The 22297-nt window shown below is 68.2% G+C and carries 18 protein-coding genes; 8 read left to right on the forward strand and 10 right to left on the reverse strand.

The annotated features are described in order from the left end of the window. Positions 1–9: 9 nt before the first annotated feature. The 7 genes from D9V34_RS02490 (at position 10) to D9V34_RS02520 (ending at position 7178) form a co-directional block, all read left to right on the forward strand. Positions 10–894 carry an ABC transporter permease gene (locus tag D9V34_RS02490; RefSeq protein ID WP_121687368.1) on the forward strand — a complete coding sequence of 295 codons (885 nt, stop codon included), beginning with the start codon at positions 10–12 and terminating at the stop codon, positions 892–894. Further along, the gene (locus tag D9V34_RS02495) at positions 891–1721 is read left to right on the forward strand and encodes an ATP-binding cassette domain-containing protein (RefSeq protein ID WP_121687369.1); all 831 of its coding nucleotides are present in this window, start codon (positions 891–893) and stop codon (positions 1719–1721) included. Before D9V34_RS02490 ends, D9V34_RS02495 begins: the two co-directional genes overlap by 4 nt. Next, positions 1718–2680, forward strand: coding sequence for an ATP-binding cassette domain-containing protein (locus D9V34_RS02500; RefSeq protein WP_121687370.1), 963 nt, complete (start codon positions 1718–1720; stop codon positions 2678–2680). Before D9V34_RS02495 ends, D9V34_RS02500 begins: the two co-directional genes overlap by 4 nt. 47 nt (positions 2681–2727) lie before the next feature. Then, the gene (locus D9V34_RS02505; RefSeq protein ID WP_183091813.1) at positions 2728–4242 is read left to right on the forward strand and encodes an ABC transporter substrate-binding protein; all 1515 of its coding nucleotides are present in this window, start codon (positions 2728–2730) and stop codon (positions 4240–4242) included. Positions 4243–4247: 5 nt separating this feature from the next. After that, positions 4248–5468 (forward strand): amidohydrolase family protein, encoded by a 1221-nt coding sequence (locus D9V34_RS02510; RefSeq protein WP_220700526.1) that lies wholly within the window; start codon positions 4248–4250, stop codon positions 5466–5468. Continuing rightward, entirely contained in the window at positions 5462–6232 is a 771-nt protein-coding gene (locus D9V34_RS02515; protein ID WP_245991838.1) for an aspartate/glutamate racemase family protein, read from the forward strand. Before D9V34_RS02510 ends, D9V34_RS02515 begins: the two co-directional genes overlap by 7 nt. Before the next feature lie 151 nt (positions 6233–6383). Next, positions 6384–7178, forward strand: a complete 795-nt coding sequence (locus tag D9V34_RS02520) for an Abi family protein (RefSeq protein WP_121687372.1) — start codon at positions 6384–6386, stop codon at positions 7176–7178. Between the two features lie 100 nt (positions 7179–7278). On the opposite strand, the gene D9V34_RS02525 is transcribed toward D9V34_RS02520, so the two are convergent. The 10 genes from D9V34_RS02525 to D9V34_RS02570 form a co-directional block, all read right to left on the reverse strand. After that, positions 7279–8139 (reverse strand): RNA polymerase sigma-70 factor, encoded by an 861-nt coding sequence (locus D9V34_RS02525; protein ID WP_121687373.1) that lies wholly within the window; start codon positions 8137–8139, stop codon positions 7279–7281. Positions 8140–8143: 4 nt separating this feature from the next. Next, on the reverse strand, positions 8144–9313 hold the full coding sequence (locus D9V34_RS02530) for an NAD(P)/FAD-dependent oxidoreductase (RefSeq protein ID WP_121687374.1): 1170 nt from the start codon (positions 9311–9313) through the stop codon (positions 8144–8146). Between the two features lie 83 nt (positions 9314–9396). After that, the gene (allB, locus tag D9V34_RS02535) at positions 9397–10779 is read right to left on the reverse strand and encodes an allantoinase AllB (protein WP_121687815.1); all 1383 of its coding nucleotides are present in this window, start codon (positions 10777–10779) and stop codon (positions 9397–9399) included. Between the two features lie 136 nt (positions 10780–10915). Then, on the reverse strand, positions 10916–12205 hold the full coding sequence (locus tag D9V34_RS02540; protein ID WP_245991843.1) for an allantoate amidohydrolase: 1290 nt from the start codon (positions 12203–12205) through the stop codon (positions 10916–10918). A 47-nt stretch (positions 12206–12252) separates the two neighbouring features. Then, entirely contained in the window at positions 12253–13512 is a 1260-nt protein-coding gene (locus D9V34_RS02545; RefSeq protein ID WP_245991844.1) for a pyridoxal-phosphate-dependent aminotransferase family protein, read from the reverse strand. Continuing rightward, a complete protein-coding gene (locus D9V34_RS18020; RefSeq protein ID WP_245991846.1) occupies positions 13512–16346 on the reverse strand; it encodes an AtzH-like domain-containing protein in 2835 nt (944 codons plus the stop codon). Before D9V34_RS18020 ends, D9V34_RS02545 begins: the two co-directional genes overlap by 1 nt. Before the next feature lie 56 nt (positions 16347–16402). Further along, complete coding sequence (locus tag D9V34_RS02555) at positions 16403–17098, reverse strand: YoaK family protein (RefSeq protein ID WP_245991848.1); 696 nt, start codon at positions 17096–17098, stop codon at positions 16403–16405. A 156-nt stretch (positions 17099–17254) separates the two neighbouring features. After that, positions 17255–17998, reverse strand: coding sequence for a GntR family transcriptional regulator (locus tag D9V34_RS02560; RefSeq protein ID WP_121687377.1), 744 nt, complete (start codon positions 17996–17998; stop codon positions 17255–17257). Between the two features lie 74 nt (positions 17999–18072). After that, positions 18073–19536 carry an amino acid permease gene (locus D9V34_RS02565; RefSeq protein ID WP_030148192.1) on the reverse strand — a complete coding sequence of 488 codons (1464 nt, stop codon included), beginning with the start codon at positions 19534–19536 and terminating at the stop codon, positions 18073–18075. Further along, the gene (locus D9V34_RS02570; protein WP_121687378.1) at positions 19533–20474 is read right to left on the reverse strand and encodes an arginase family protein; all 942 of its coding nucleotides are present in this window, start codon (positions 20472–20474) and stop codon (positions 19533–19535) included. Before D9V34_RS02570 ends, D9V34_RS02565 begins: the two co-directional genes overlap by 4 nt. A gap of 225 nt (positions 20475–20699) precedes the next feature. Here D9V34_RS02570 and hutH point away from each other — a divergent pair, with 225 nt between their 5' ends. Then, on the forward strand, positions 20700–22259 hold the full coding sequence (hutH, locus tag D9V34_RS02575) for a histidine ammonia-lyase (RefSeq protein WP_121687379.1): 1560 nt from the start codon (positions 20700–20702) through the stop codon (positions 22257–22259). Positions 22260–22297 lie beyond the last annotated feature (38 nt).

Consider the following 22297-nt stretch of genomic DNA (forward strand, 5'->3'; position numbering starts at 1 on the left):
GAGGATCTGATGACCACCACCGCTTCCCCCGCCACCGTCGCGGCACCGCGTGCCCGCCGGTTCCGCATCACCGGACCGCTTGTGGGCACCGTGCTCGTGGGCATCGTGGTGCTGTTTTGCCTGCTGTACCCGCTGCTGCCCGGCTATGACGCGTACACCCAGAACCTCGACAAGATGCTGCTGGGTCCGCTGACCGATCCGGCGCATCCGCTGGGCACCGACGCCCTCGGCCGCGATGAGGCCAGCCGGCTCGCGCTGGCCGGGCGGATCACCCTGGGCATCGTGGTCGCGATCGTTGTGGTCAACGCGCTGATCGGCCTGGTGGTCGGCACCTCCGCCGGCTATCTCGGCGGCAAGGTCGACACCGTGCTGATGGGCTGGGCCGACGTCCAGCTTGCGCTCCCGGTGATCCTGGTCCTGATCGCCCTCTCCGCGGCACTCGGCCCGAGCGTCTGGCTGATGATCATCGTGCTCGCCGCAACCTACTGGGTCGGTTACGCCCGGGTCGCCCGCGGCACCGCGCTGAGCCTGCGCGAACGCGACTTTGTGATCGCCCCACGCATTCAGGGGGCCAGTCGCTGGTGGACCGCCCGCAAGCACATCATGCCCAATGTGGCCGTGCAGATTCTCATTCTGGCCTCGACCGATATCGGCGGCGTGATGCTGTTGACCTCCTCATTCGACTTCCTGGGCCTCGGCGTCCAGGCCCCCACCCCGAGCTGGGGTCTGATGATCTCCGAGGGGCAGAAGTACATCCGTCAGGCACCGCACCTGGCCCTGGTCCCCGGAATCGCGATCTTCCTGGTCATCATCGGCACCAACCTGATCAGCCAGCGCTTCACCGCCGAGGGCTCGGCCCTGTTCCGCATCGCCAAGAAGGGAAAGCGCGCATGAGTATCCCCACCCCGCTGCTGGAGGTGCGCGACCTGCGCATCGCCACCACCGCCCCCGATGGAAGTGTGCGCGAGCTCGTGCACGGCGTGAGCCTCATGGTGAACCCGGGCGAGGTGCTGTGCCTGGTGGGAGAATCCGGTTCGGGCAAGAGCCTCACGATGCTCGCCGTGCTGGGGCTGCTGCCCCCGGGGGTCGAGGTGACCGGCGGCCAGATCCTGGTGGATGGGATCGACGTCGCGGGCCTGGACGAAAACGAACTGCGGGTGCTGCGCGGGGGCCGAGTCGGCATGGTGTTCCAGGATCCGATGACCGCGCTCAACCCGGTCAAGCGGGTCGGTAACCAGGTCGCCCGGGCCGTGAAGGTGCACCAGCCCACACTCTCCACCATCCAAACCCGAGTCCGCGCCGCCGAGCTGCTGGAACAGGTCGGGGTGCGCGACGCCGCCGAGCGGGCCCGCGCCTATCCGCACCAGTGGTCCGGCGGTATGCGCCAGCGCGCGGTGATCGCGATGGCCATTGCCAATAATCCCGGCCTGCTGATCGCCGACGAACCCACCACCGCGCTGGATGTGACCGTGCAGGCGCAGATCATGCGCGTGCTCGCCGAGGCCCGTCGGGACACCGGGGCCGCCCTGGTGATGATCACCCACGACCTGGGCCTGGTTGCCCAGGTGGCCGATCGGATCTGCATCATGCGCTCGGGCGAGATCGTCGAGGAGGGCAGCGTCTGGGATATCTTCGACCGCCCAGACCACCCCTATACCCGGATGCTGCTGAGCTCGATCCTGGGCGTTCCCACCACCAACCCCGAGGGAGTTTCGGCATGAGCGACACCGCCACCGGTACCGGACCGATCGAACACCTGACCCGCACCCCGGTCGCCACCGATGCCCCTGTGGTCCTGGAGGTCGCCGACCTCGCGGTCACCTTCCGCGGCTCGGGCCGCCGCCGCGAACCCGTGCGCGCTGTGGACGGTGTGAGCCTGACCCTGCACCGCGGCGAAACCCTGGGCCTGGTCGGCGAATCCGGCTCCGGCAAGTCCACCCTGGTGCGCACCCTGTTCGGGCTGAACGCCCCCACCCGCGGGAGCATCCGCATCCTCGATCAGGACCCGAACGCGCTGAACGGCCGAGACCTGCGCCGCCTGCGCAACCGCATGCAGATGGTGTTCCAGGACCCCTACTCCTCGCTCAACCCGCGGCTCACGACCCACGACATCGTGGCCGAGCCGCTGCGGCTGATGGGTCGCTATGACCGCAGCCGGGTGATCCAGCTGCTCGCGGATGTGGGCCTCGGCGAGGACGTGCTGGGCCGCCGCCCGGCACAGTTCTCCGGCGGCCAGCGTCAGCGCATCGGCATCGCCCGGGCGCTCGCGCTCAACCCCGAGATCCTGGTGTTGGATGAGCCGGTGTCGGCGCTGGATGTGTCGGTGCAGGCGCAGGTGATCAACCTGCTGATCCGGTTACAGGAGCAGCACGGGCTCTCCTACCTCTTTATCGCCCACGATCTCTCGGTGGTGCGCCACCTCTCCGACCGGATCGCCGTGATGCGCGCCGGACAGATCGTGGAGACCGGACCCGCCGAGCGCGTGTTCCACCACCCCGAGGATGCGTACACCCGCGAGCTGCTCGCGGCGATCCCGATCCCCGATCCGCACCGTCGCGGTGCGCTGACCGGGGCGATCCCCACGCCGAACCCGGGCACCGCCGGCCCCCGTCCAGGAACCCTCGGCCTCGCCGATTCCCGACGCGACAGTTCCTCCGGCCCGCTCTCCTCGGCCGCCTAGACTCCCCACCCCCACCCGCACCACCGATCCCTGAAATGAGTACCGCAATGAGACGTTCCCTCACTGCCACCCTGGCACTCTCGGTTGCCGCGACCCTGCTGCTGGCCGGTTGCTCGGCCGGCGCCGCCGGAGGCTCCGCCGATCACACGCTGACCATCGGCCAGGTGGCCGAGCCGGAGAAGGCACCCGACCCCATCATGGACGGTTCCCTGGCCGGCTATAACTACTACTACAACGAGTTCGACCAGCTGACCCAGCTCAGTGCCGACGGCGAGCTAACTCCGCGCCTGGCCACCAAGTGGACCCCGAACGCCGACTTCACCACCTGGACGTTCACCATCCGCACCGACGCCAAGTTCAGCAACGGCGATCCGGTCACCGCCGAAGATGTGGCCTACACCTACAACAAGATCCTCGCCTCCCCCGACTCGGACAACCTCGGCTATATGGAAACGCTGAAGGCCGTGCGGGCCACCGCCAAGGACACCGTCGAGTTTGACCTCAACGCCCCCTTCTCGCCCTGGCCCTCGATCACCACCGCGATCTCGATTGTGCCCGAGAAGGTCTACGAGAAGCTCGGCTCGGACGGCTTCGCCAAGGCCCCGGTGGGCAGCGGACCGTTCAAATTTGAAAGCTACACCCGCGGCGTGAATTACACGATGGTTGCAAACCCCGACTACTGGGGCAAGGCCCCCGAAACCAAAAAGGTGGTGTTCCAGACCGTCGGAGATGAGGATGCCCGCCTCAACGGTGTGATCTCCGGCAGCCTCGATATCGCGCTGATCTCCCCCAACCAGGCCACCGGATTCAACGCCCCCGGCGCCTCGGTCAAGAGCCGCACCGGCAACGGTTCGGTGTTCCTCGGCATCAACTCCACGGCGGGTGTGCTCGCCGATGCCAAGGTGCGTCAGGCGATCTCGCTGGCGATCGATGAGAAGTCGCTGGTGTCCAAGGTCCTCTCGGGCAGCGGCACCGCCAACGACCAGGTCATCGCCCCCTCGGTTGCCGGTTACGTCAAGGACGCGGCCACCCACGAGTTCGACCCCGAAAAGGCCAAGTCGCTGCTCGCCGAGGCCGGATACAAGGGTGAGAAGATCACCTTCCAGTACGCGACCAGCGGCCGTATCCCGCTCTCCTCGAACGTGGCCCAGGCGATCCAGGGCTACCTCAAGGCCGTGGGTCTAAACATCGAGCTCGCCGGGACCGACCAGGCCACCCTGTCCTCGATCATCTACTCCACCGTGAACGCCGCCGGCATCTACCTCAACACCTGGGCACCCTCGACCCTGGATGGTGACATGCCCGTCACCAACCTGTTCGCCGGAGGCCAGAACGACTACGCCAAGGACGCCGCCGCCAAGGATCTGGTCCTCAAGCAGCGCACGGTTTCCGGAGACGAGCGCACCGCGGTGTTTGCGGAACTGCATAAGCTGAATGTGGAACAGGCCCACATCATCGGGCTCTACACCCCGAACACCGACTATGCGGTCCGCGACGGCATCACCTGGAAGCCCCGCGCCGACGGCGAGTTTGTGATCGCCGACATTACCTATGCGAAGTGAGTGACATGACAACCGCCCTGCTGATTACCAACGTGCGTCCCTGGGGTGCCGAAACCACCGATGTTCTGCTCTCGGGCGGGGTTATCGTGGCGGTCGGTGCCGAGGTTGCCACCCATCCCGAAGCCCCCACGGCCGAGATCCTGGACGGGGAGGACCGTCTACTGGTTCCCTCCTTCTCCGACACCCACGTGCACCTGGACTCGACCCGGCTGGGTCTGCCCTTCCGCCCCTACTCGGGCGAACCCGGACGAGACGGACGTATCTACAACGACCGCGCTAACTGGCGCTCGGCCGAGAAGTCCGTCACCGAGCGGGCGACCTATACGCTCGAGCGGATGATCGCGCACGGTGCCACCCGGGTGCGCTCGCACGCCCAGGTGGATGCCGACTCGGGCCTGGAGAAGTTCGCCGGTGTCCTGGCCGCCCGCGAGGCCTATGCGGACCGGGCGGACGTGGAGATCGTGGTGTTCCCACAGGTGGGGATCCACCGCGAGCCCGGCGTCCCCGAGCTGATGTCCGAGGCGCTGCGCTCGGGCGGCAACCTGGTGGGCGGGATCGACCCGTGCGAGATCGACCGTGATCCGGTCCGCCACCTCAACACCGTGTTTGAGCTCGCCGAGCGCCACGGTGCCGGTGCGGACATTCACCTGCACGAGGCCGGACTGCTGGGCCTGTTCTCGATGGACCTGATTTTCGAGCGGGTGCGCGCGCTGAGCATGCAGGGCCAGGTGTCCATCTCGCACGCCCCGGCGCTCGGCAGCGGGCTGCCGCAGGTGGACAAAGCCCTCGAACAGATCGCCGAGCTGGACATCGCGATCACCCACATCGCCCCCTCGGGTGGCGGCTGGGTGCTGCCACTGGAGCGGATGTCCGCCACGGGTATCCGCGTGGGCCTGGGCATGGACGGCCAGCGCGACTACTGGTCGCCCTACGGCAACGCGGACATGCTTGACCGCACCTGGCAGCTGGCGTTTGTGCAGAACTACAACCGCGACGATCAGATCGAAAACGCGCTGGAGCTGGCAACCTGGGGCGGGGCGCGGGTCATCAACCGCGAGCTGAGCGCCGCCGGAACCGGGCGACCCGGCGTGGCCGTGGGCGACCCGGCCGAGCTGGTGCTGATCCCCGGCGAAACCCCGACCTCGGCGGTCATGGACCGTCCGGCTCTCGGCCGAGTGGTGATTCACGCGGGACGCGTGGTCGCCCGAGACGGCGAGCTGTGCTGAGCAATCTGCTGCCGACGATCCTCGTGGTGAACTGCAATACCGATGAGCAGGTCACCGCGGGGATCGCCCGCACCGCGCAGGCGGCCGCACGCACCTCGGTGGTGCGCGCGGTGCAGCCCACTTGGGGTCCCACCTCCGCCGAGGGGTATCTGGAAAGCTACCTCAGCGCGGCCGCGGTAATCGAGCGGGTCGCCCAGGAGCGCACCTACGATGCGGTGGTACTCGCCGGATTCGGCGAGCACGGACGCGAGGGAGTGCGGCAGCTGGCGAGTGTCCCGGTGGTGGACATCACGGAGGCCGCGGTCTTTACGGCCTGCCTACTCGGGCACCGCTTCGGCGTGGTGACCACGCTGGAATCCACCCTCGCGGGGATCACCGACACGATCGAGCTGATCGGCCTCGCGGGCCGCTCGGCGGGCGTACGCGCCTCGGGAATCCCGGTGTCGCATGCGGGGGCGGTGGCCGAGGGTGAAGACCCCGGCCTGGAAGCGCTGGAGCGCGAGGCGCGGGTTCTGCTGGATGCCGGAGCCGACGTGATTGTGCTCGGCTGCGCGGCCTTCGGCGGGCTCGATCGGCGCCTGTCCGAACGCCTGGGCGGCGTCCCGGTGGTGGACGGAGTGGGCCAGGCCGTGCGCATGGCCGAAACCCTCCTCGCCGCCGGTCTCTCCACCAGCAAGCACGGCCCGTTCGCGCCCCCGCGTGCCAAGGTGTGGACCGAACGCACCCTCCCGCTGCCGGCCAAAATCAGCAGGCCGGGGGTGTAAAAGCCATGCCCCCGAGATCACGCACGTTCTCTTGTGCGACGGTGATGAGCGACATACACTGATCGCGAAGAGCAGCAGACAGGATCTGCTCGCTACTACGGTAAGAGCCCCACAGCGTGGGGCTCTTACTTTATCTGCAGAAGGTTACCCAATGCCTCAACTACTCATCGCCGCGGTGGATCCGGTTCGGCTGTCCTCATATCAAAACGAATGGGCACGTCGCGCCGGTGTTTCGCCTGCAGATGTGTCAAAGGAAGCCGTCGCGTCGCTGTATGTCTGGCAGGTTTCGCTAAACGCCGCATGGTTTGAGACGCTGGCATACACCGAAGCTGTGCTGCGACGCACAGTCGATCACAGCTTAAGAGTGTGGAACCTGGAACACGGTCGAACCGAGAACTGGCTTGATGATGGCGCGACTCCGCTCGCAAAATTCGTGGCACGCTCAGCACAAGACGCACGTCGTCAGGCGCAACATGCGCGGACTATACGCACTGTGACGCATAAGGGTTCACGGCAGCCCCTCACGCTCGATGATCTAGTTTCACAGCTCAGCTTTGGGAGTATTTCAACTCTTTTCCCGCGCGTGCCGCCAAGTGATCGTACGCCGTACAAGTCCGGGTTAAACGCCCGAGAAAACCTCTGGATCTCGGGCTTGGATAAGGCGTTCCCTCACCTCACTACTGAACAGAACCGCGGGCTCCTTGGGAGACTCCCTCGCGAAATCCCGGAAAGCGTCTCTCCCGGATACGCAGTTGGTCGAGCACTCGAACGGCTTCGAAGGCTTCGCAATCGTATTAGCCATCATGAGCAGACTTTTTCAGTTGAACATGTGCAACGACTTCACGATGTGTCGGCCCTCCTTCGAAGCATCGATCCCGGGGCAGCTCGAAGTCTCGCCCGCCTTGATCGCGTGCGCCGTACACTCGCGCTGCGTCCACTGCCGTAACCTGCTCGGCCCGCTCCTGAATCAGATCTGTTTTCACAGACAATGCTCCTGCGACTGGCCCTGCCCCGTTTGTGCGACGCAAGTGCCACGCCGTTTGAGGTTAGGGCCGACCCAGTGCGCCCAGCTTGTCCGGGTTGCGCACCAGGTAGACGGCGCTGACCCGGTCCCGGTCGGATTCGACCAGCGCCACCAGATCCACCCGGTCCCCGCTCCAGACGATGACCGCGGGCATGCCGTTGACCGAGGCAGGTTCGATCCGCATGTCGGGGAGCGGTTTTTGGGCGATCCCCAGCAGGAAGCGAACGATATTCTCGGCCCCCAGCACGGGCTTTCGGGCCGCGGAGACCCGCCCGCCACCGTCGGAGAGCAGCACCGCACCCGGTGCCAGCACATCCATCAGGGACTGTACGTCTCCGCCCTGCAGCGCGGTCAAGAAGCGGTCGGCGACGGCGCGCTGCCGCTGCGTATCCACGTCGAACCTCGGCCGCCGGGCACGCACATGTGCCCTGGCGCGGCTGGAAATCTGGCGCACGGCCACCACCGATTTCTCGGTGGCCTCGGCAATCTCCACATACGGGAAGTCGAACACCTCCCGCAGTACAAACACTGCCCGCTCCTCCGGGGACAGGGTTTCCAACACCACCAGCATCGCAAAGGACAGCGATTCGCCAAGCTCCGCGTGATCGGCCACATCGGGGGTCGTGAGCAGCGGCTCGGGCAGCCACGGCCCGATGTAGTCCTCCCGCCGGCGCTGGGCGGCGCGCAGCGCGTTGAGGGCCTGACGCGTCACGATCTTGGCCAGATAGGCTCGTGGATTCTCGATTGCCGACCTGTCCACCGCCGTCCAGCGCAGAAAACTCTCCTGCACCACGTCCTCGGCCTCGACCGCCGAGCCGGTGATCTCATACGCAATCGTGAACAGCAGCGATCGATGCTCGGCAAATACCTCCGTGCCACTCATCGCGCTACCTGGTGGGGGTGGGCCGGGGGCCGCGGGGCCAACCGAAGGAACCGCTGCGGCGCCGTTCGCCCCGCATCCACGACAGCGTCATTGCACATACCCGTTCCTTTGTGATGCCCGCGAGTCGGCCCCGCAGGATGAAACGTCGCGGCCGATCATCGGCGTGCAGCGTCTGGATCAGCCCGGATGTACGGCCCAGGCTGATGCAGGCGATCATATACCCGATCGAGAGCGGGGCCCGTTCCTTCCCCTGGAGCAGCGCGATGATGTTCTGGGCCGCGTGTGCGCCGAGCGGCAGCGCCGACGCACAGCTCATCCGCAGGTGGCCTGCGACCTCCCGTGGGGCCGAGATCGCATCCCCCGCACCAAAGATATTTGGGTAGCGCGGGCAGGACAGGGTGTCATCCACCAGGAGTCGACCGAACTCATCCACGGGAAGACCGCTGAGACTCGCCAGCTCGGGGACGCCGAGTCCACCGGTCCAGACCGTACAGGCCGAGTCCAGGGTGCGCCCATCCGCGGTCACTACCGCCGAGTCCTCGCAGCGCTGCACGGTCGTGTGGGTGAGCGTCTCGATCTTCAGCCTCGCGAGTTTGGTGACGATCGCCCGCTTTCCGGCCGCCGAGAGGTTCGCGCCGATCTCGCCGCGGGACATCAGCCGGAGGCGCAGTCGTGGATAGGCCTCGGCGATTTCGGTGGCCGCCTCGATCCCGGTTGCGCCCGCCCCAACCACGCTGACGGTCGACCCGGGGTCCAGGGTGGCCAGGCGCGTGTGCAGCCGTCGCGCCTCCTCGGGATCGCGCAGCCCATATGCCGCCGCCGGCACAGACTCGGTGGGCTGGGTGCTGCCCACGGCATAGAGCAACACGTCGTAGTCCAGCGTGGCTTCCCCGGAGGACAGGTGTACCCGACGCCGTTCCGGGTCGATGCGCACCGCGGTGCCCTCGATCAGCTCGGCATCGGCGTGCAGCAGCGAGCGCATCGGCACGGTGGCCGACTGCCGAGTGCCCGCGGCGAGCTCGTGCAGCCGGATCCGCTCAACAAACTCGGGCCGGGGATTTAGGACACTCACATGCACCGATCCCGACAGTTCCGGGCTTCCGGCAAGCCTATTGGCCGCCATCACCCCGGCATATCCGGCACCGATAATGACCACTCGGGTGGGCGCTGACATAGGGTGTCCTCTCGTTCACAAACGGTTTCAGACATAGGACACCGCTCATGCCCAAAGTGTGACAGCCCGCAACTGACCCGGGATCAGCCCCGCCGGCGCACCTGCCCGCTGGGGGCCGAGTCCTCGGTGAGTTCGGCGCCGTGCAGCCAGACCCGCTCAACCACGCCGTGCAGGGTGCGGCCGTCAAAGGCCGAGATCTTATTACGGTGGGCGAGGTGTTCGGCGTGGACGGTGAACGCGGCGTCGGGGTCGAAGGCGATCAGGTGGGCGCGGTTGCCCACTGCGATGCTGCCCACGTCCGACAGCCCCACCAGCCGGGCCGGGGCTTCGGCGAGGAGGCGGATCACGCGCTCAAGCGGCATCCCAAACTCGCGCGCCGCGGTCCACACCACCGGCAGCTCAACCTCAAGACCCGAGACTCCGCCCCAGGCGACCCGGAAGTCGCCGTCGCCGCGGCGCTTCTGTTCGATGGTGCTGGGTGAGTGATCCGAGGCGATCGTGTCGATGGTCCCATCGATCAGGGCAGCCCAGAGCGCCGCCCGGTTTCCCGCGTCGCGGATCGGCGGGCAGCACTTGAACTCGGTACCCCCGGCGGGCACCTCCTCGGCGCTGAGCCCCAGATAGTGCGGGCAGGTTTCCACACTCAGGCGCAGGCCCGCGGCCTTGGCGGCGCGAATCTGATCCAGCGCGCTCGCCGCAGACAGGTGCAGGATGTGGGCCCGCCCACCCGTGCGCTCCAGCCCCTCGATGACCATGCGGATCGCATCCCGCTCGGCCTCCTCCGGACGCGAGCGGAGGAATTCCGGATACCCGCCGTCCACGGATTCGGGCTGGGCGTCGAGCACCGCCGGGGATTCGGCGTGCACGATCAGCAGCGCATCGTCCTCGGCGAGCGCCGCCAGCACGGTGTTCAGCTCGGGTTCGGTCAGATGCCCAAACTCGTCGATCCCCGAGGGGGCCAGAAACGCCTTGAATCCGAAGACCCCGGCCTCGTGCAGCGGACGCAGGTCGGCACCGTTTTCGGGGACCGCACCTCCCCAGAAGCCGACGTCCACCCGGAGCTGCGGAATCGCCGCGGCCAGCTTTTCCTCCAGCGCGGCCACCGTGGTGGTGACCGGAATCGAGTTCAGCGGCATGTCGAGCAGGGTCGTGACCCCGCCGCGGGCGGCCGCACGGGTCGCCGAGTCGAAGCCCTCCCACTCGGTGCGGCCGGGTTCGTTGACGTGGACGTGGGTGTCCACGAGGCCCGGGAGCAGCACCTGGCTCGGAGGCAGGGTGATCCCCGGCACCGCGGGGTCCGGCGCCGGATCCAGGGCGGTGATCGCGGTGATGCGACCGCCGGTGACGTGCACGCTCCCCGGGCGCAGCACCCCGTCGATCAGGGCACGCTCGGCGTGGATGATCAGATCGGGCGCCACCAGAGGCTGAGTGTTGGGGTTCTCACCCGTTTTTGGGGTCGCGAACATCGGGGTGTGGGACATCGGGGGTTGCTCCATCCGGGGAGGGGGGAAAGGGAAGGGAACAAGGGGATGGGTGCAGCGTTTGAGGCGACAGGGAGATGGACGGGTAGGTCGTATGACGGGCCCGGGGCTCGTCCCCGAGCTAGGAACTCCGGAAACCCTCGGCAAACGCCCGGATCGCCGCGGTCAGCGCATCCAGTGCGACCTCGATATCGGCACCGAGCACGCTCTCGTCGGGATGGTGGCTGATGCCCTCATTCCCGCAGCGCACAAACAGCATGGCCACGTCGGTGATCCCGGCAATGGCCAGGCCGTCGTGTCCGGCCCGGCTCCAGATCGGGGCGGGCACCGGGGCGGCGGTGGCCCGGGCGATCCCGGTTTCCACGGCGGCGCGCAGCGCGGGGGCGCAGGTGACCGCATCGGCCCGGTAGGTTTCGGTGCACTCGAATGTCACCCGCCGGCGCTCGCAGATCTCGCGGGTGGCATCGAGGATCCGCTCGAAGGTTGCCGCGCGCAACTCGGTGGATTCGGCGCGCAGGTCGAGGCTGAACTCGGCGATCCCGGGGATCACGTTGACCCCGCCGGGCAGCACCTGAATGGTGCCCACCGTGGCCAGGGCACCGGCGTCCCGGGCGATGGACTCGATGGCCAGAATCACCTCGCTCGCGGTGACCAGCGCATCCCGGCGACGCGGCCAGGGTGTGCCCCCGGCGTGACCGGCACGTCCGGTCAGGGTGATTCGGGAGCGGGTGGCCGCCCCAATAGAGGAGACCACACCGAGCGGACAATCCTGATCCAGCAGCTCGGGCCCCTGCTCGATGTGCGCCTCCAGGTACCCCACCAGCTCGTGCGGGGCGCGGGCTGCCTCGCCGATGCGGGCGGGGTCGAGTCCGAAGGCGAGCGCCGCCTCGCGGTAGGTCACCCCGTCGCTGTCCGGGATGTCCCACCAGGCGGGATCAAACGTTCCGGCGAGCGCGCGGCTGCCGGAGAGCGCGGTCCCAAACCGGGTACCCTCCTCATCGCTCAGTGCGACCAGTTCCAGCGCGAACGGAAGGCTTCGCGCCTGCTGGGCCAGCCGGTGGATCGCAGCGAGCGCCAGCAGCACACCGAGCATCCCGTCATAGCGTCCGGCATCGGGCACGGTATCCAGGTGGGAGCCGAGCAGCAGCGCGGGCAGCCCGGGCTCGCGCCCCTCGATCCGCCCACACAGGTTTCCGGCCGCATCGATGCGGACCTCTAGCCCGGCCTCGGCAAACCAGGTGCCCACACACGCGTTGACGGCCGAGTGCTCCATGCTCAGGTGCACCCGCTCCAGGGCGTCGGGGCGGGCGGACACCGCGGCCAACTCGGCAATGCGGCGGGCAATCAGCGCACCCTCGGCACTCGGCTCGTGCCCGCTGTTCGTGTGCCCGGGCTCGAGGCTGCCCGACACGGGTGTGTGCCGATTTTGCGGCGGAATCATCTGACTCCCGTGCGCGCTCACGCCGGGTTCCCCGCGCCGCGATAGCTGTCCAGCGCGGCCTCGACCCCGCCCGAGCGCGGCACCGAGACGCCGTGACGCACCAGCACGGATTCCAGCGCGGCAAGGGTCGAGAGCACGGTGTCCCGGCGGGCGTTGTAGCCCATCGTGCCGATCCGCCACACCTTGCCGTGCAGCGGCCCGAAGGAGGTGCCGATTTCGATCGCAAAGTCCGTCAGCATGTCCGCTCGCACCGCGTCACCGTTGACCCCCTCGGGGATGTGCACGGCCACCACGTTATTCATCCGGTACTGAGCCTCACCGAAGTCGCGCAGCCCGAGCCCCAGCACCCCGGCGTGCATCGCCGCCCCGTGCACCCGGTGGCGCTCGATGGTTTCGGCCAGCCCCTCGGTCACGATGATCCGCGCGCACTCATGCGCCGCGTAGAGCATGCTGGTGGCCTCGGTGTGGTGGTTGAGCCGGGTGGCACCCCAGTAGTCAAAGATCATGCCGAGGTCGAAGTAGTTGGAGCGGATACGGTGCTCGGAGGGGAATTGTCCGGGATCGCGCAGGCCCGCCTCCACGCTGTGCCGGCGGCCGATCCGCTCGACCGCCGCCGGGGAGAACGAGGCGGGCGCGCTGCCCGAGGGCCCGCCCAGGCACTTCTGCAGCCCGGCGGTGGCCGCATCGATGCCCAGCTCATCCTGATCAAACGGGTTCCCACCGAGCGAGGCCGTCACGTCGGTGTAGAGCAGCGCGCCGTAGCGGTCACAGATTTCGCGCAGCCCGTCCATCGGTTGCAGCATCGTGGTGGAGGTGTCGCCGTGGACCATTGCCACCAGCGCGGGCCGGGTCTGCGCGATGGCCTCGGCGATCTGCTCGGGCCGAAACACCGTGCCCCAGGGGATCTCGCGCACATGCACCTCGGCTCCGGCCCGCTCGCAGATCTCGCGCAGCAGTCCGCCGAAGCGCCCGAAGATCGGGACCAGCACGCGGTCCCCGGGGGTGATCAGCGAGAACAGCGCGGCCTCGATGCCCGCGCGAGCGGTACCGTCCACCAGCAGCGTGTGTTCGTTGCGGGTCTGGAACACCCGGCGGTAAAGTTCCTGGGTCTGGCCCATATAGTCGGTCATCGCCGGGTCGAACTGGCCGATCAGCCCCGCCGACATCGCCCGCAGCACGCGCGGATCGGCGTTGATCGGTCCCGGACCCATCAGTAGCCGCTGCGGCGGCGCAATCGGTTCGGAGGCAAAGGCTGGAACCTGAGTATGGATGGACATCAAATCTCCCGAACGGTTGAGGGGAACAGGGTTTCGGCGAGTGCAAGCAGGGTGTGCTCGCTGCCGGGCGGACCGATCAGGCTCAGCCCGATCGGAAGCGCACCCGGTGCCCGCGGCACCGGGAAGGCGAGCGCCGGACGTCCGGTGAGGGAGGCCAGCGTGGTCAGGCGCAGGGTGTGGGCACGAACCCGGTCCAGCTCGGCGGGATCAGCGTCCACGCGGGGTGCCGGTCCGGGGGTCGTGGGCAGCAGTACCACGCGCCCGCCGAGGGCGGCGTTCAGGTGCGCCCGCAGTTCCGGCAGCCGGGCCGTGGCGGCGGTGAGTACCGCGGGATCCAGGTTTGCGGCGGCCCGGAATCGCTCGGCAACCGCCGGATCGAGGGCATCCGGATGCGCGGCCACCCACTCGCCGTGCGCCGCGTGGGCCTCCCCCGCCTGCACCACCCGGAAGACCTCGGGCACCTCGGCGAGATGGGCGGGGGCCAGCTCGGTGATTGTCAGCCCCTGTGAGGCCAGGCGCGCGAGGGCCGCATGATAGGCGGAGAGTACGTCCGGGTCGACCCCGGTGAGCAGGTCGGGCAGGCACAAAATGTGGGGGCGGCGCGGGTGCGCGGGCAGTGCGACCTCGGGCAGCGGCACCGACTCAGGTACGGAGTTCGCCTCGGCGGACAGCGCTGCTGCGGGCGACAGCTCCGGCACACTCGCCTCCAGCACTCGGCGCAGCAGCTCCGGGGATCGGGTCAGCCAGCCGACGGCGTCAAAACTCGGAGCCAACGGCAGCACTCCGGCGCGGGACACCAAACCGTGAGTGGTACGCAACCCCCAGAGCCCCTGATAGGCGGCGGGCACACGAATCGACCCGGCGGTGTCCGTGCCCAGTCCGATGCTCACCTGGCCGGAGGCAACCGCCACGGCCGGGCCGCTCGTGGATCCCCCCGGCAGATGTCCGGGGGCGGCCGGGTTCGCCGCCGGGGCGTGTGGACCGCTCGTGCCGGTGAGCCCGTAGGCAAACTCGTCGGTCTGGGCGATCCCGGTCACCTCGGCCCCCGCCTCCAGCAGGGCGGCGAGAGCAGGGGCGTGGACGGGCTCGATTTCATTCTCGGACTCGGCCTCGGCGAGATAGGCCGGAACCCCGGCACCGATGCGCTGCCCGGCAACCGCAAACAGGTCCTTGACCGCGATCCGCTCCCCCGCCAGCAATCCGTCGGCGCTCGCCGAAACCAGCGGCGTGCCGACGATCCGCCAGACGGCCGGATCGATGGCCGCGGCCGGGGCGGCCACCTGTGCCAGCGCAATCCGCCAGCCACCAGGGCCGAGTGTCCAGTGCTGCGTGTTCAGCCCGCGTCCGCCGGCGAGGGTTCGGGTTTCGATAACCATCAGCGCGTTGTGCGGATCGATCCAGCGAACATCGCGCCCCACAACCTCGCGCCGGGCCGTCCCGCCGCGACGACCCCGGAAGCGCGAGATCGCCTCGGATCCGCGCAGAATCCCGTGGGCATCAGCGCGCAGGGTATCCAGCCCCTCGATAAAGGCCGCATCCAAGGCGTTGGTATCGTTCGCGGCGAGTGCCTCCTCATAGGACTCGCTGGCGGCGATCAGCACGCCAAGGTTCTGATCGCCCTCAAAATCGCTGCGACGGATGGTTGCGTGCACCCCCACCACGCGGTCCACCACCTGGGAGATCCGGAAGTCGGTCGCGGCGCTGAGGTAGGCATAGGCGAGGTGGGACTCCATGTCGAAGCGGGTGCCCAGCAGGCCGATGCTCGCCGAGACGCAGGCACGCATCGCCTCGTCCAGGGTGTCCCCCAGACCGCAGGGCACCAGAAACTCGGGGGTCTCGATCAGCGGCGCGCTCAGGGTTCCCCAGCGGGCGGCGGCGGCGGTGGCGCTCACCAGATCGAAGCGCACGGTCACCCGCAGCGAAGCCTCCAGCGCGGTCAACGAGACCTCACCGTCTCCCTGGGCGAAGTGCGGATCCCCCACATAGGCGAGCGCCCCGGCCACCTGCACGGGCAGATAGATGGTGGCGCCGGGCACCAGCAGGGACACGTCGATATTGCCGCCGTGCATCCCCGGCGGCACCGAGTGGGGACGCTCGGTCTCGGCGACCGCGACCCCCATGATTCCCAGGAAAGGGCGCAGTGGGAAGGTCGCCCGCGCGGGCACGACTCCATCACTCAGGCCGATCTCCGGGCCGGGCGTGAGCGTTTGCGGATCAGCTCCCGGTCCGGGCGCACCCGTACGCAGTGGCACGCTGCCGTGGGCGGGGGCATCGGCTGCGAGGTCCGTGGGGTCATTCGGCATCACCGGGCTGAACACACTCACGTTCTCAGGTCCCGCGGGGAACCGATCGGGCAGCGCACCGCGTCCGTGCCGGTTGGAAATCACCCCGTAAGGGACCCGGCGCAGGGCCTCGACCAGGGTGATTCCCAGCACGTCGCCCGGCCGGGCACCCCGCACCTCGATCGGCCGCGACACCACGTGCGGCCCGTCGATACCCGAATCGCGCGGCACCAAACCGGCAATTTCTACCGCATCATCCAGGACTCGGTTTCGGGGCACCCCGTGTACGGCAAAGAAGGCGACAGGATCCCCGCCCTGGTCATCCAGCAACCCCTCATGGCTGACGGTGTCGATGGTGACCTCGGTGCCGGAATCCACGCTGAGGATCGGCACATCGCCGGCGGCGGGCAGACGCCCCCAGAGCACGGTATCGACGCCCGCGGGTACGTAGTGGGCGGCGCGAATCGGACCGGTGCCACGCTGCAGGATCGGGCCGACCCCGATCTCGGGACGAGGTTCGGGCGAGGAGGGGGCGAGCGCGGGGGATGTCATCGGCGGTGTCTTTCCGGGCACCGGGATGCCCTGGTGATGGGGCGCTCGCCCCGCGCTCATGCGCGGGTCTCGCTGCGGGAGGCTCCGCGGTGGCCGAGGAAGGCCACCACGATGGTGATCAGGGCGGCCACCAGGATGCCCGGGGCCAGCCCGAACCGGTGCAGCCAGGCACCGGTGGCGGCCCCGAGCCCGATCAGGATGACCGCGAGGGCTCGGCGCAGCCACGGGTGGGTGGCGCCGCGACCCAGCACGGAGTCGTAGGCGAGGCCGACCAGGGTCGAGGTCACCACGACGGTGGTCACATCGGCCACCGCGAGGTGCCGCGCCGCCCCGGCCTGCAGCCCCATCGAGGCTCCCAACAGGCCGGTCACGGTGAGGGCGAGCGGGGCGATGTCCACCACCGGCAGGGTGAGCACAATCACCGCGCAGGCAATCAGCCCCGCGGCGACGATGCCCAGCTGGGTGGTGTTGCGGCGGGTCCAGCCGGGTTCGCTGCCCCGAGCCAGGCGTCCGCTGAGTGCGGCTCCGGCCATGAAGCAGACAAGGGCGATCACGGGGCCAAGGATCGGGAGGTGATCGGCCCCAACCAGGGCCATTCCCAGCAGCACGACGTTGCCGGTCATGTTTCCGGTGAAAACCCGGTCCAGGCCGACGTAACCCACGGCATCGATGATGCCGGTGGAGAACGTGAGTGCAAGCATCAGGGCGACGTGCGAGACGCCGCCTGTCCGGTGCTGTGATGGTGTGGTCACCCGTGATCCCTCCGCTGACGCGGGACCCAACGGTCACCGCCTCGGTATACCCAAACTAGGCAATGCGAAAGTCCACTTGGCGGCGATCATGTTTCTAACATGTAAATTCCCGCCAGCCCCTCGGGCCAGTGAATGTTTCGGTATACCCAGATGGGGCTATGTGGTTGTGGTTAGCGCGTCCAAGACCCGCTGTCTCGCCTCGGCCACGTGGGCGCGAGCAAAGCCCGCCGCGGCTTCCGGCCGTCCCCGCAGGATGGCTCCCGCAAGACTTCGGTGCTCGTCCACCGCCTCATCGTGATCCTCACGGTAGGCGTGGGCCGCCAGACGTCGATCCATATCCAGGACCGGACGCAGCAGCCTCGTTAGCAGCGAGTTATCGGCAAGTTTGACGATCTCCGCGTGCAGGACCGCGGCCGCTGCGGTGGCCCCATCCGACGCCTCCGCCCGGGACGCCTCGGCCCGGGATACATCGGAGCGGGACGCCTCGGTTCGGGATACCTCAGCCCGGGCACTATCGCTCCGAACCCCACCCGACGCCGCCCGCGCGGTCACCGCCGCCAGCGCCGCGGCCAACGCAGTGGTATCCGCCCCGGCGGCAACGTTGCGGGCGGCGGACTCGGCTGCCAGCACGTCCAGGTGCGCGCGCACGTCAAAGAGTTCAATCACCTCGGCGCGATCAAAGTCGCGCACCACGGTGCCGCGTCCGGGGCCCGCGGCAATGTACCCGGCATCCAGCAGCCGCGGCAGCGCCTCGCGCACCGGCACCCGGGACACCTCAAGCTCGGCGGCCAACTCGCGTTCGCGCAGGCGCTCGCCCGGAGCCAGGGTGCCGTCGATGATCCGGTCGCGGATCCGTTCAAACACCCGCTCGCTCAGGCTGTTGGGAATCACGGCGGACATGCTGGTCACGTTAGCACAGCGCCGCCCGGCATCCGTGGGGATGCCGGGCGGCGTCTGTGTGTTCCGGGCGGACGTTAGCGCTCGCTCGGCGGAATGATCCGGATCGGGGCCGTGGTGTCCTCCAGCTCGCGCCGCTTCTTCCCGGCGGGCTTCACCAGGAAGTGGTAGCTGAGCGCCAGAATCGCGATCCACACCAGTCCCACCCAGAGAGCATCGCGGGTGCCGGGCACCACACCGATCATCACGATCACAAACACGATGAATCCAACCGCGGCCCAGGAGGCGGCGGGCCACAGCGGAACCGGGAACTCGCTGGGCAGCAGATTGTCGCGGGCGATCTCGCGTTTCATCCGAATATGCGAGATCAAAATCATCAGCCACACCACAACCGTGGCGAAGGTGGCCAGGGCCGCGATCAGGAAGAAGATCTGATCGGGGAAGAGGATGTTCAGCACCACACCCACCAGCAGCGCGCCGGCCATCGCGATGACCGTGAGCCACGGCACCCCGGTGCGGGTCAGGCTGGTGAACGCCTTGGGTGCGTGGCCCTGCTCGGCCAGGCCGTGCAGCATGCGTCCGGCACCGAAGATGTCCGCGTTGATCGCCGAGATCGCGGCGGTGATCACGACCGCATTCAGTACGTGGGCGGCGCCGGTGAGGCCCAGCCCGTCGAAGATCGACACGAACGGGCTCTTGGATCCGTCGATGGTGTTCCAGGGCTGGATCATCATGATCACGCCGAGGGTCAGCACGTAGAAGAGCAGGATGCGCACGGGCACCGAGTTGATCGCCTTGGGGATGACCTTCTTGGGGTTCTGCGCCTCACCGGCGGTGATACCGATGACCTCGATGCCGCCGAAGGCAAACATCACGATGGTGAAGGCGGCCAGGAAGCCCATAAATCCACCGGCGAAGAACCCGCCGTGATCAAAGAGGTTCGCCAGGCCCGCGGCGTTTTCGCTCTGGTTCCCCAGGCCGAAGACGATGATCGCGATGCCACCGGCAATCATGCCGATGATGGCCACGATCTTGATCAGCGCAAACCAGAATTCCAGCTCACCAAACACCTTGACCGAGATCAGGTTGACCGCGGCGATGAAGAAGATCAGCGCCAGGATCCAGATCCAGCGGTCCACATCGGGGAACCAGAAGCCCATATAGACAGAGAAGGCCGTGACATCCGCCAGGGCGACCACAAACATTTCAAACGTGTAGGTCCAGCCGGTCAGGAAGCCGGCGAAGGGGCCGATGTAGCGCGAGGCATACTGTCCGAACGAGCCCGAGATGGGGTGGCGCACGGCCATCTCACCGAGGGCACGCATAACCATGAAGACCGCCGCGCCGCCGATCATATAGGCGATCAGCACCGCGGGTCCGGCGGTCTTGATTGCCGCCGAGGAACCGTAGAACAGACCGGTCCCGATCGCCGAGCCGAGGGCCATGAATCGGATGTGGCGGGCGGTGAGGCCGCGGCGCATCACGCCGGGGGCTCCGGCGCTCGCGGGCGGCGCGAGCGGGGTTTTCGGTTCGGCGCTCATTGGGCAGCCTTTCGTTGGATCAGGCCGGTAGCGGCCTCAAGAATCAGGAGGGCGGCGAGCCGGATGGTCCGGCTATCCGCGGTGTCTGCGGTGGCATCGATCTCGGTGATATCGAGCGAGCGTACCCGCGTATCCCGGGCCAGTGCCCGGGTGAGGCGACGCAGTTCATGCGCCTGTAATCCACCCGGCACCGATGCCGGGCAGGCCGGGGCTACGCTGCGATCGCACACGTCCACATCCACATCGATGTGCACGGGTCCGCCCGCAGCACCCGCGATGGCCAGGGCCTCGTGGGCGATGTCCTGCGGGGTGCGATCGTGGAGCGCATCGCGGTGAATCACGGTGATGCCCAGTTCGCGGGCCCGCTCACGGTAGGCGCGGGAGTTAGCGAAGTCGGCGATGCCGATCTGGACCACCCGGGTGCCCTCAAGGCCCGCCTGGATGAGGCGGCGTACCGGGGATCCGTTACTCACTCCGTCGCGCAGGTCATGGTGCGCATCGATCGTGATCAGCCCGGCGGTGGCAAGGTTATCGCCAAATCCCCCGAGTGCGGCCGGAACGGTGGCCGCATTGTCTCCGCCCAAGCTTATGAGCAGTTCGGTGTCGGAGGCCAATTCGCGCAGGGTGCGAATGGCCGAAGCCTCCCCCTCCGGGGTGTCCGGATCGGCGAGGTTTCCGTCGTCCACCAGGCGCAGCGCCTCCTCGATCACGATGTCGGTTGCGCCATCGAGACTGACGCTGTGTCCCGAGTAGCGCCGCAGCGCGTCTCGGATGGCGTCGGGGGTGTGCTGCGCGCCGGTGGGCGAGAGCGAGGTGCGCCACGTGGGCACACCGACAATGGCCAGGTCGGCGACTCTGCCGCCCGGCAGCGATCCACGGGAGGGCCAGGCGCCAGTGCGAGGCCAGAGCGGATCATCGTGCAGGGATGGGGTACTCATTCCCCGACCGTACCGCGGGAATTCCCTCGGGGTGTACGGGGTGCATGCTCACTTGTGTCTGGCCTGTCAGACGTCGCGCCGAGGGGTTTTCGCGGATCGGGAACGGACCGGGAGCGGCTCGGCAGTCGTCACGATCAGTCCGGGTTTCGTCACGGGTCTGGAATACCAGACAATTGCGGCACGGGTCGGGTTGGCCTTTTGCCGCCGGTGCGCTCAAATCAGATCATGAGCATCACACAGACCATCACCCTCGGCGCGCAGACCCTCACCATCAATGACGTGGTTCGGGTTGCCCGCGAAAATGCCCGTATCGAGATTGCCCCGGAGGCCGCGGTTCGGATCCGCGCGGCGCGGGACGTGATCGAGGAGCTGGCCAACGATACCCGCCCGCACTACGGCGTTTCCACCGGTTTCGGGGCGCTTGCTAACGTGCAGATCCCGACCGAGAAGCGCGCCCAGCTGCAGCGCAGCCTGGTGCGCTCCCACGCCGCCGGCACCGGTGCCGAGGTCGAGCGAGAGGTCGTGCGCGCGCTGATGCTGCTGCGTCTGAACACCCTCGTTTCCGGACACACGGGGGTGCGCCTGGAAACCGCCGAAGCCTACCGTGACGTGCTCAACGCGGGCATCACCCCGGTGGTGCACGAGTACGGTTCGCTGGGCTGCTCGGGAGATCTGTCCCCGCTCGCCCACTGCGCGCTCGCGGTCATGGGCGAGGGCGAGGTGGACGGACCCGATGGTCGCCGTCAGGACGCCGCCGAGGCCCTGGCCGCGGCCGGAATCACCCCGGTGGTACTGGCCGAAAAGGAGGGTCTGGCGCTGATCAACGGCACCGACGGCATGCTCGGCATGCTCTCGCTGGCCCTGTTCGACCTGGCGAAGCTGGTCCGGGTCGCGGACATCGCGGCCGCCGCCAGCATCGAGGGCCTGCGGGGTACCGACGCGGTGTTCGCCCCCGATCTGCACGAGCTGCGTCCGCACCCCGGTCAGCGCGACAGCGCCGCGAACCTGCGCCGAGTCCTCGCCGACTCGGGGCTGATTCAGCGTCCGGTGGAGGGCCAGTTCACCCGGGTTCAGGACGCCTACTCGCTGCGCTGCTCGCCCCAGGTGCACGGGGCCGTGCGTGCAACGATGGCGCATGCAGAGAGCGTCGCGCAGATCGAGCTGGGTTCGGCCGTGGACAACCCGGTGGTCACCAGCGATGGACGGGTCGAGTCCAACGGAAACTTCCACGGGGCACCGGTGGGCTACGTGCTCGACTTCCTGGCGATCGCCGTGGCCGACCTCGCCAGCATCTCCGAGCGTCGCACCGACCGCTTCCTCGACACCTCCCGCAACCACGGCCTGCCGCCCTTCCTGGCCGCCGACCCGGGTCTGGACTCGGGCCTGATGATCGCCCAGTACACCGCCGCCGGCATCGTCTCCGAACTCAAGCGCCTCGCCGTGCCCGCCTCGGTGGATTCGATCCCCTCCTCGGCGATGCAGGAGGATCACGTGTCGATGGGCTGGGCCGCCGCCCGCAAGCTGCGCCGGGGAATCGACGGCCTGCGCCGCGTCCTCTCGATCGAACTGCTGGCCTCGACCCGCGCGCTGGACTTCCGCCTGAACGACGCACCCGAGCTGCGTCCGGGAGCCGCCACCGGTGCCGTTCACACCCTGTTCCGCACCCGGATCGCCGCCCCGAACACCGATGAGTTCCTCTCCCCCACCATCACCGCCGCCACCGAACTGGTGGAATCCGGCGCCGTTTTGGCCGCTGTGGAGGACGCCATCGGTCTGCTTGACTAGGCTGGAGATAACCTCCGTTCGATGACGACCGGGGAGAT

It is taken from the genome of Mycetocola lacteus, from assembly GCF_003667575.1.
Classification (GTDB): domain Bacteria; phylum Actinomycetota; class Actinomycetes; order Actinomycetales; family Microbacteriaceae; genus Mycetocola; species Mycetocola lacteus.

Bases quoted from the DNA above. Each gene is read 5' to 3' on its own strand.
- D9V34_RS02530 (WP_121687374.1), bottom strand. From the start codon at position 9,313: ATGTCAGCGCCCACCCGAGTGGTCATTATCGGTGCCGGATATGCCGGG.
- D9V34_RS02565 (WP_030148192.1), bottom strand. From the start codon at position 19,536: ATGAGCGCCGAACCGAAAACCCCGCTCGCGCCGCCCGCGAGCGCCGGA.
- D9V34_RS02560 (WP_121687377.1), bottom strand. From the start codon at position 17,998: ATGTCCGCCGTGATTCCCAACAGCCTGAGCGAGCGGGTGTTTGAACGG.
- D9V34_RS02520 (WP_121687372.1), top strand. From the start codon at position 6,384: ATGCCTCAACTACTCATCGCCGCGGTGGATCCGGTTCGGCTGTCCTCA.
- D9V34_RS02505 (WP_183091813.1), top strand. From the start codon at position 2,728: ATGAGACGTTCCCTCACTGCCACCCTGGCACTCTCGGTTGCCGCGACC.
- D9V34_RS02525 (WP_121687373.1), bottom strand. From the start codon at position 8,139: ATGAGTGGCACGGAGGTATTTGCCGAGCATCGATCGCTGCTGTTCACG.
- D9V34_RS18020 (WP_245991846.1), bottom strand. From the start codon at position 16,346: ATGACATCCCCCGCGCTCGCCCCCTCCTCGCCCGAACCTCGTCCCGAG.
- D9V34_RS02500 (WP_121687370.1), top strand. From the start codon at position 1,718: ATGAGCGACACCGCCACCGGTACCGGACCGATCGAACACCTGACCCGC.
- D9V34_RS02495 (WP_121687369.1), top strand. From the start codon at position 891: ATGAGTATCCCCACCCCGCTGCTGGAGGTGCGCGACCTGCGCATCGCC.
- allB (WP_121687815.1), bottom strand. From the start codon at position 10,779: ATGTTCGCGACCCCAAAAACGGGTGAGAACCCCAACACTCAGCCTCTG.
- D9V34_RS02510 (WP_220700526.1), top strand. From the start codon at position 4,248: ATGACAACCGCCCTGCTGATTACCAACGTGCGTCCCTGGGGTGCCGAA.
- D9V34_RS02490 (WP_121687368.1), top strand. From the start codon at position 10: ATGACCACCACCGCTTCCCCCGCCACCGTCGCGGCACCGCGTGCCCGC.
- D9V34_RS02545 (WP_245991844.1), bottom strand. From the start codon at position 13,512: ATGTCCATCCATACTCAGGTTCCAGCCTTTGCCTCCGAACCGATTGCG.
- hutH (WP_121687379.1), top strand. From the start codon at position 20,700: ATGAGCATCACACAGACCATCACCCTCGGCGCGCAGACCCTCACCATC.
- D9V34_RS02570 (WP_121687378.1), bottom strand. From the start codon at position 20,474: ATGAGTACCCCATCCCTGCACGATGATCCGCTCTGGCCTCGCACTGGC.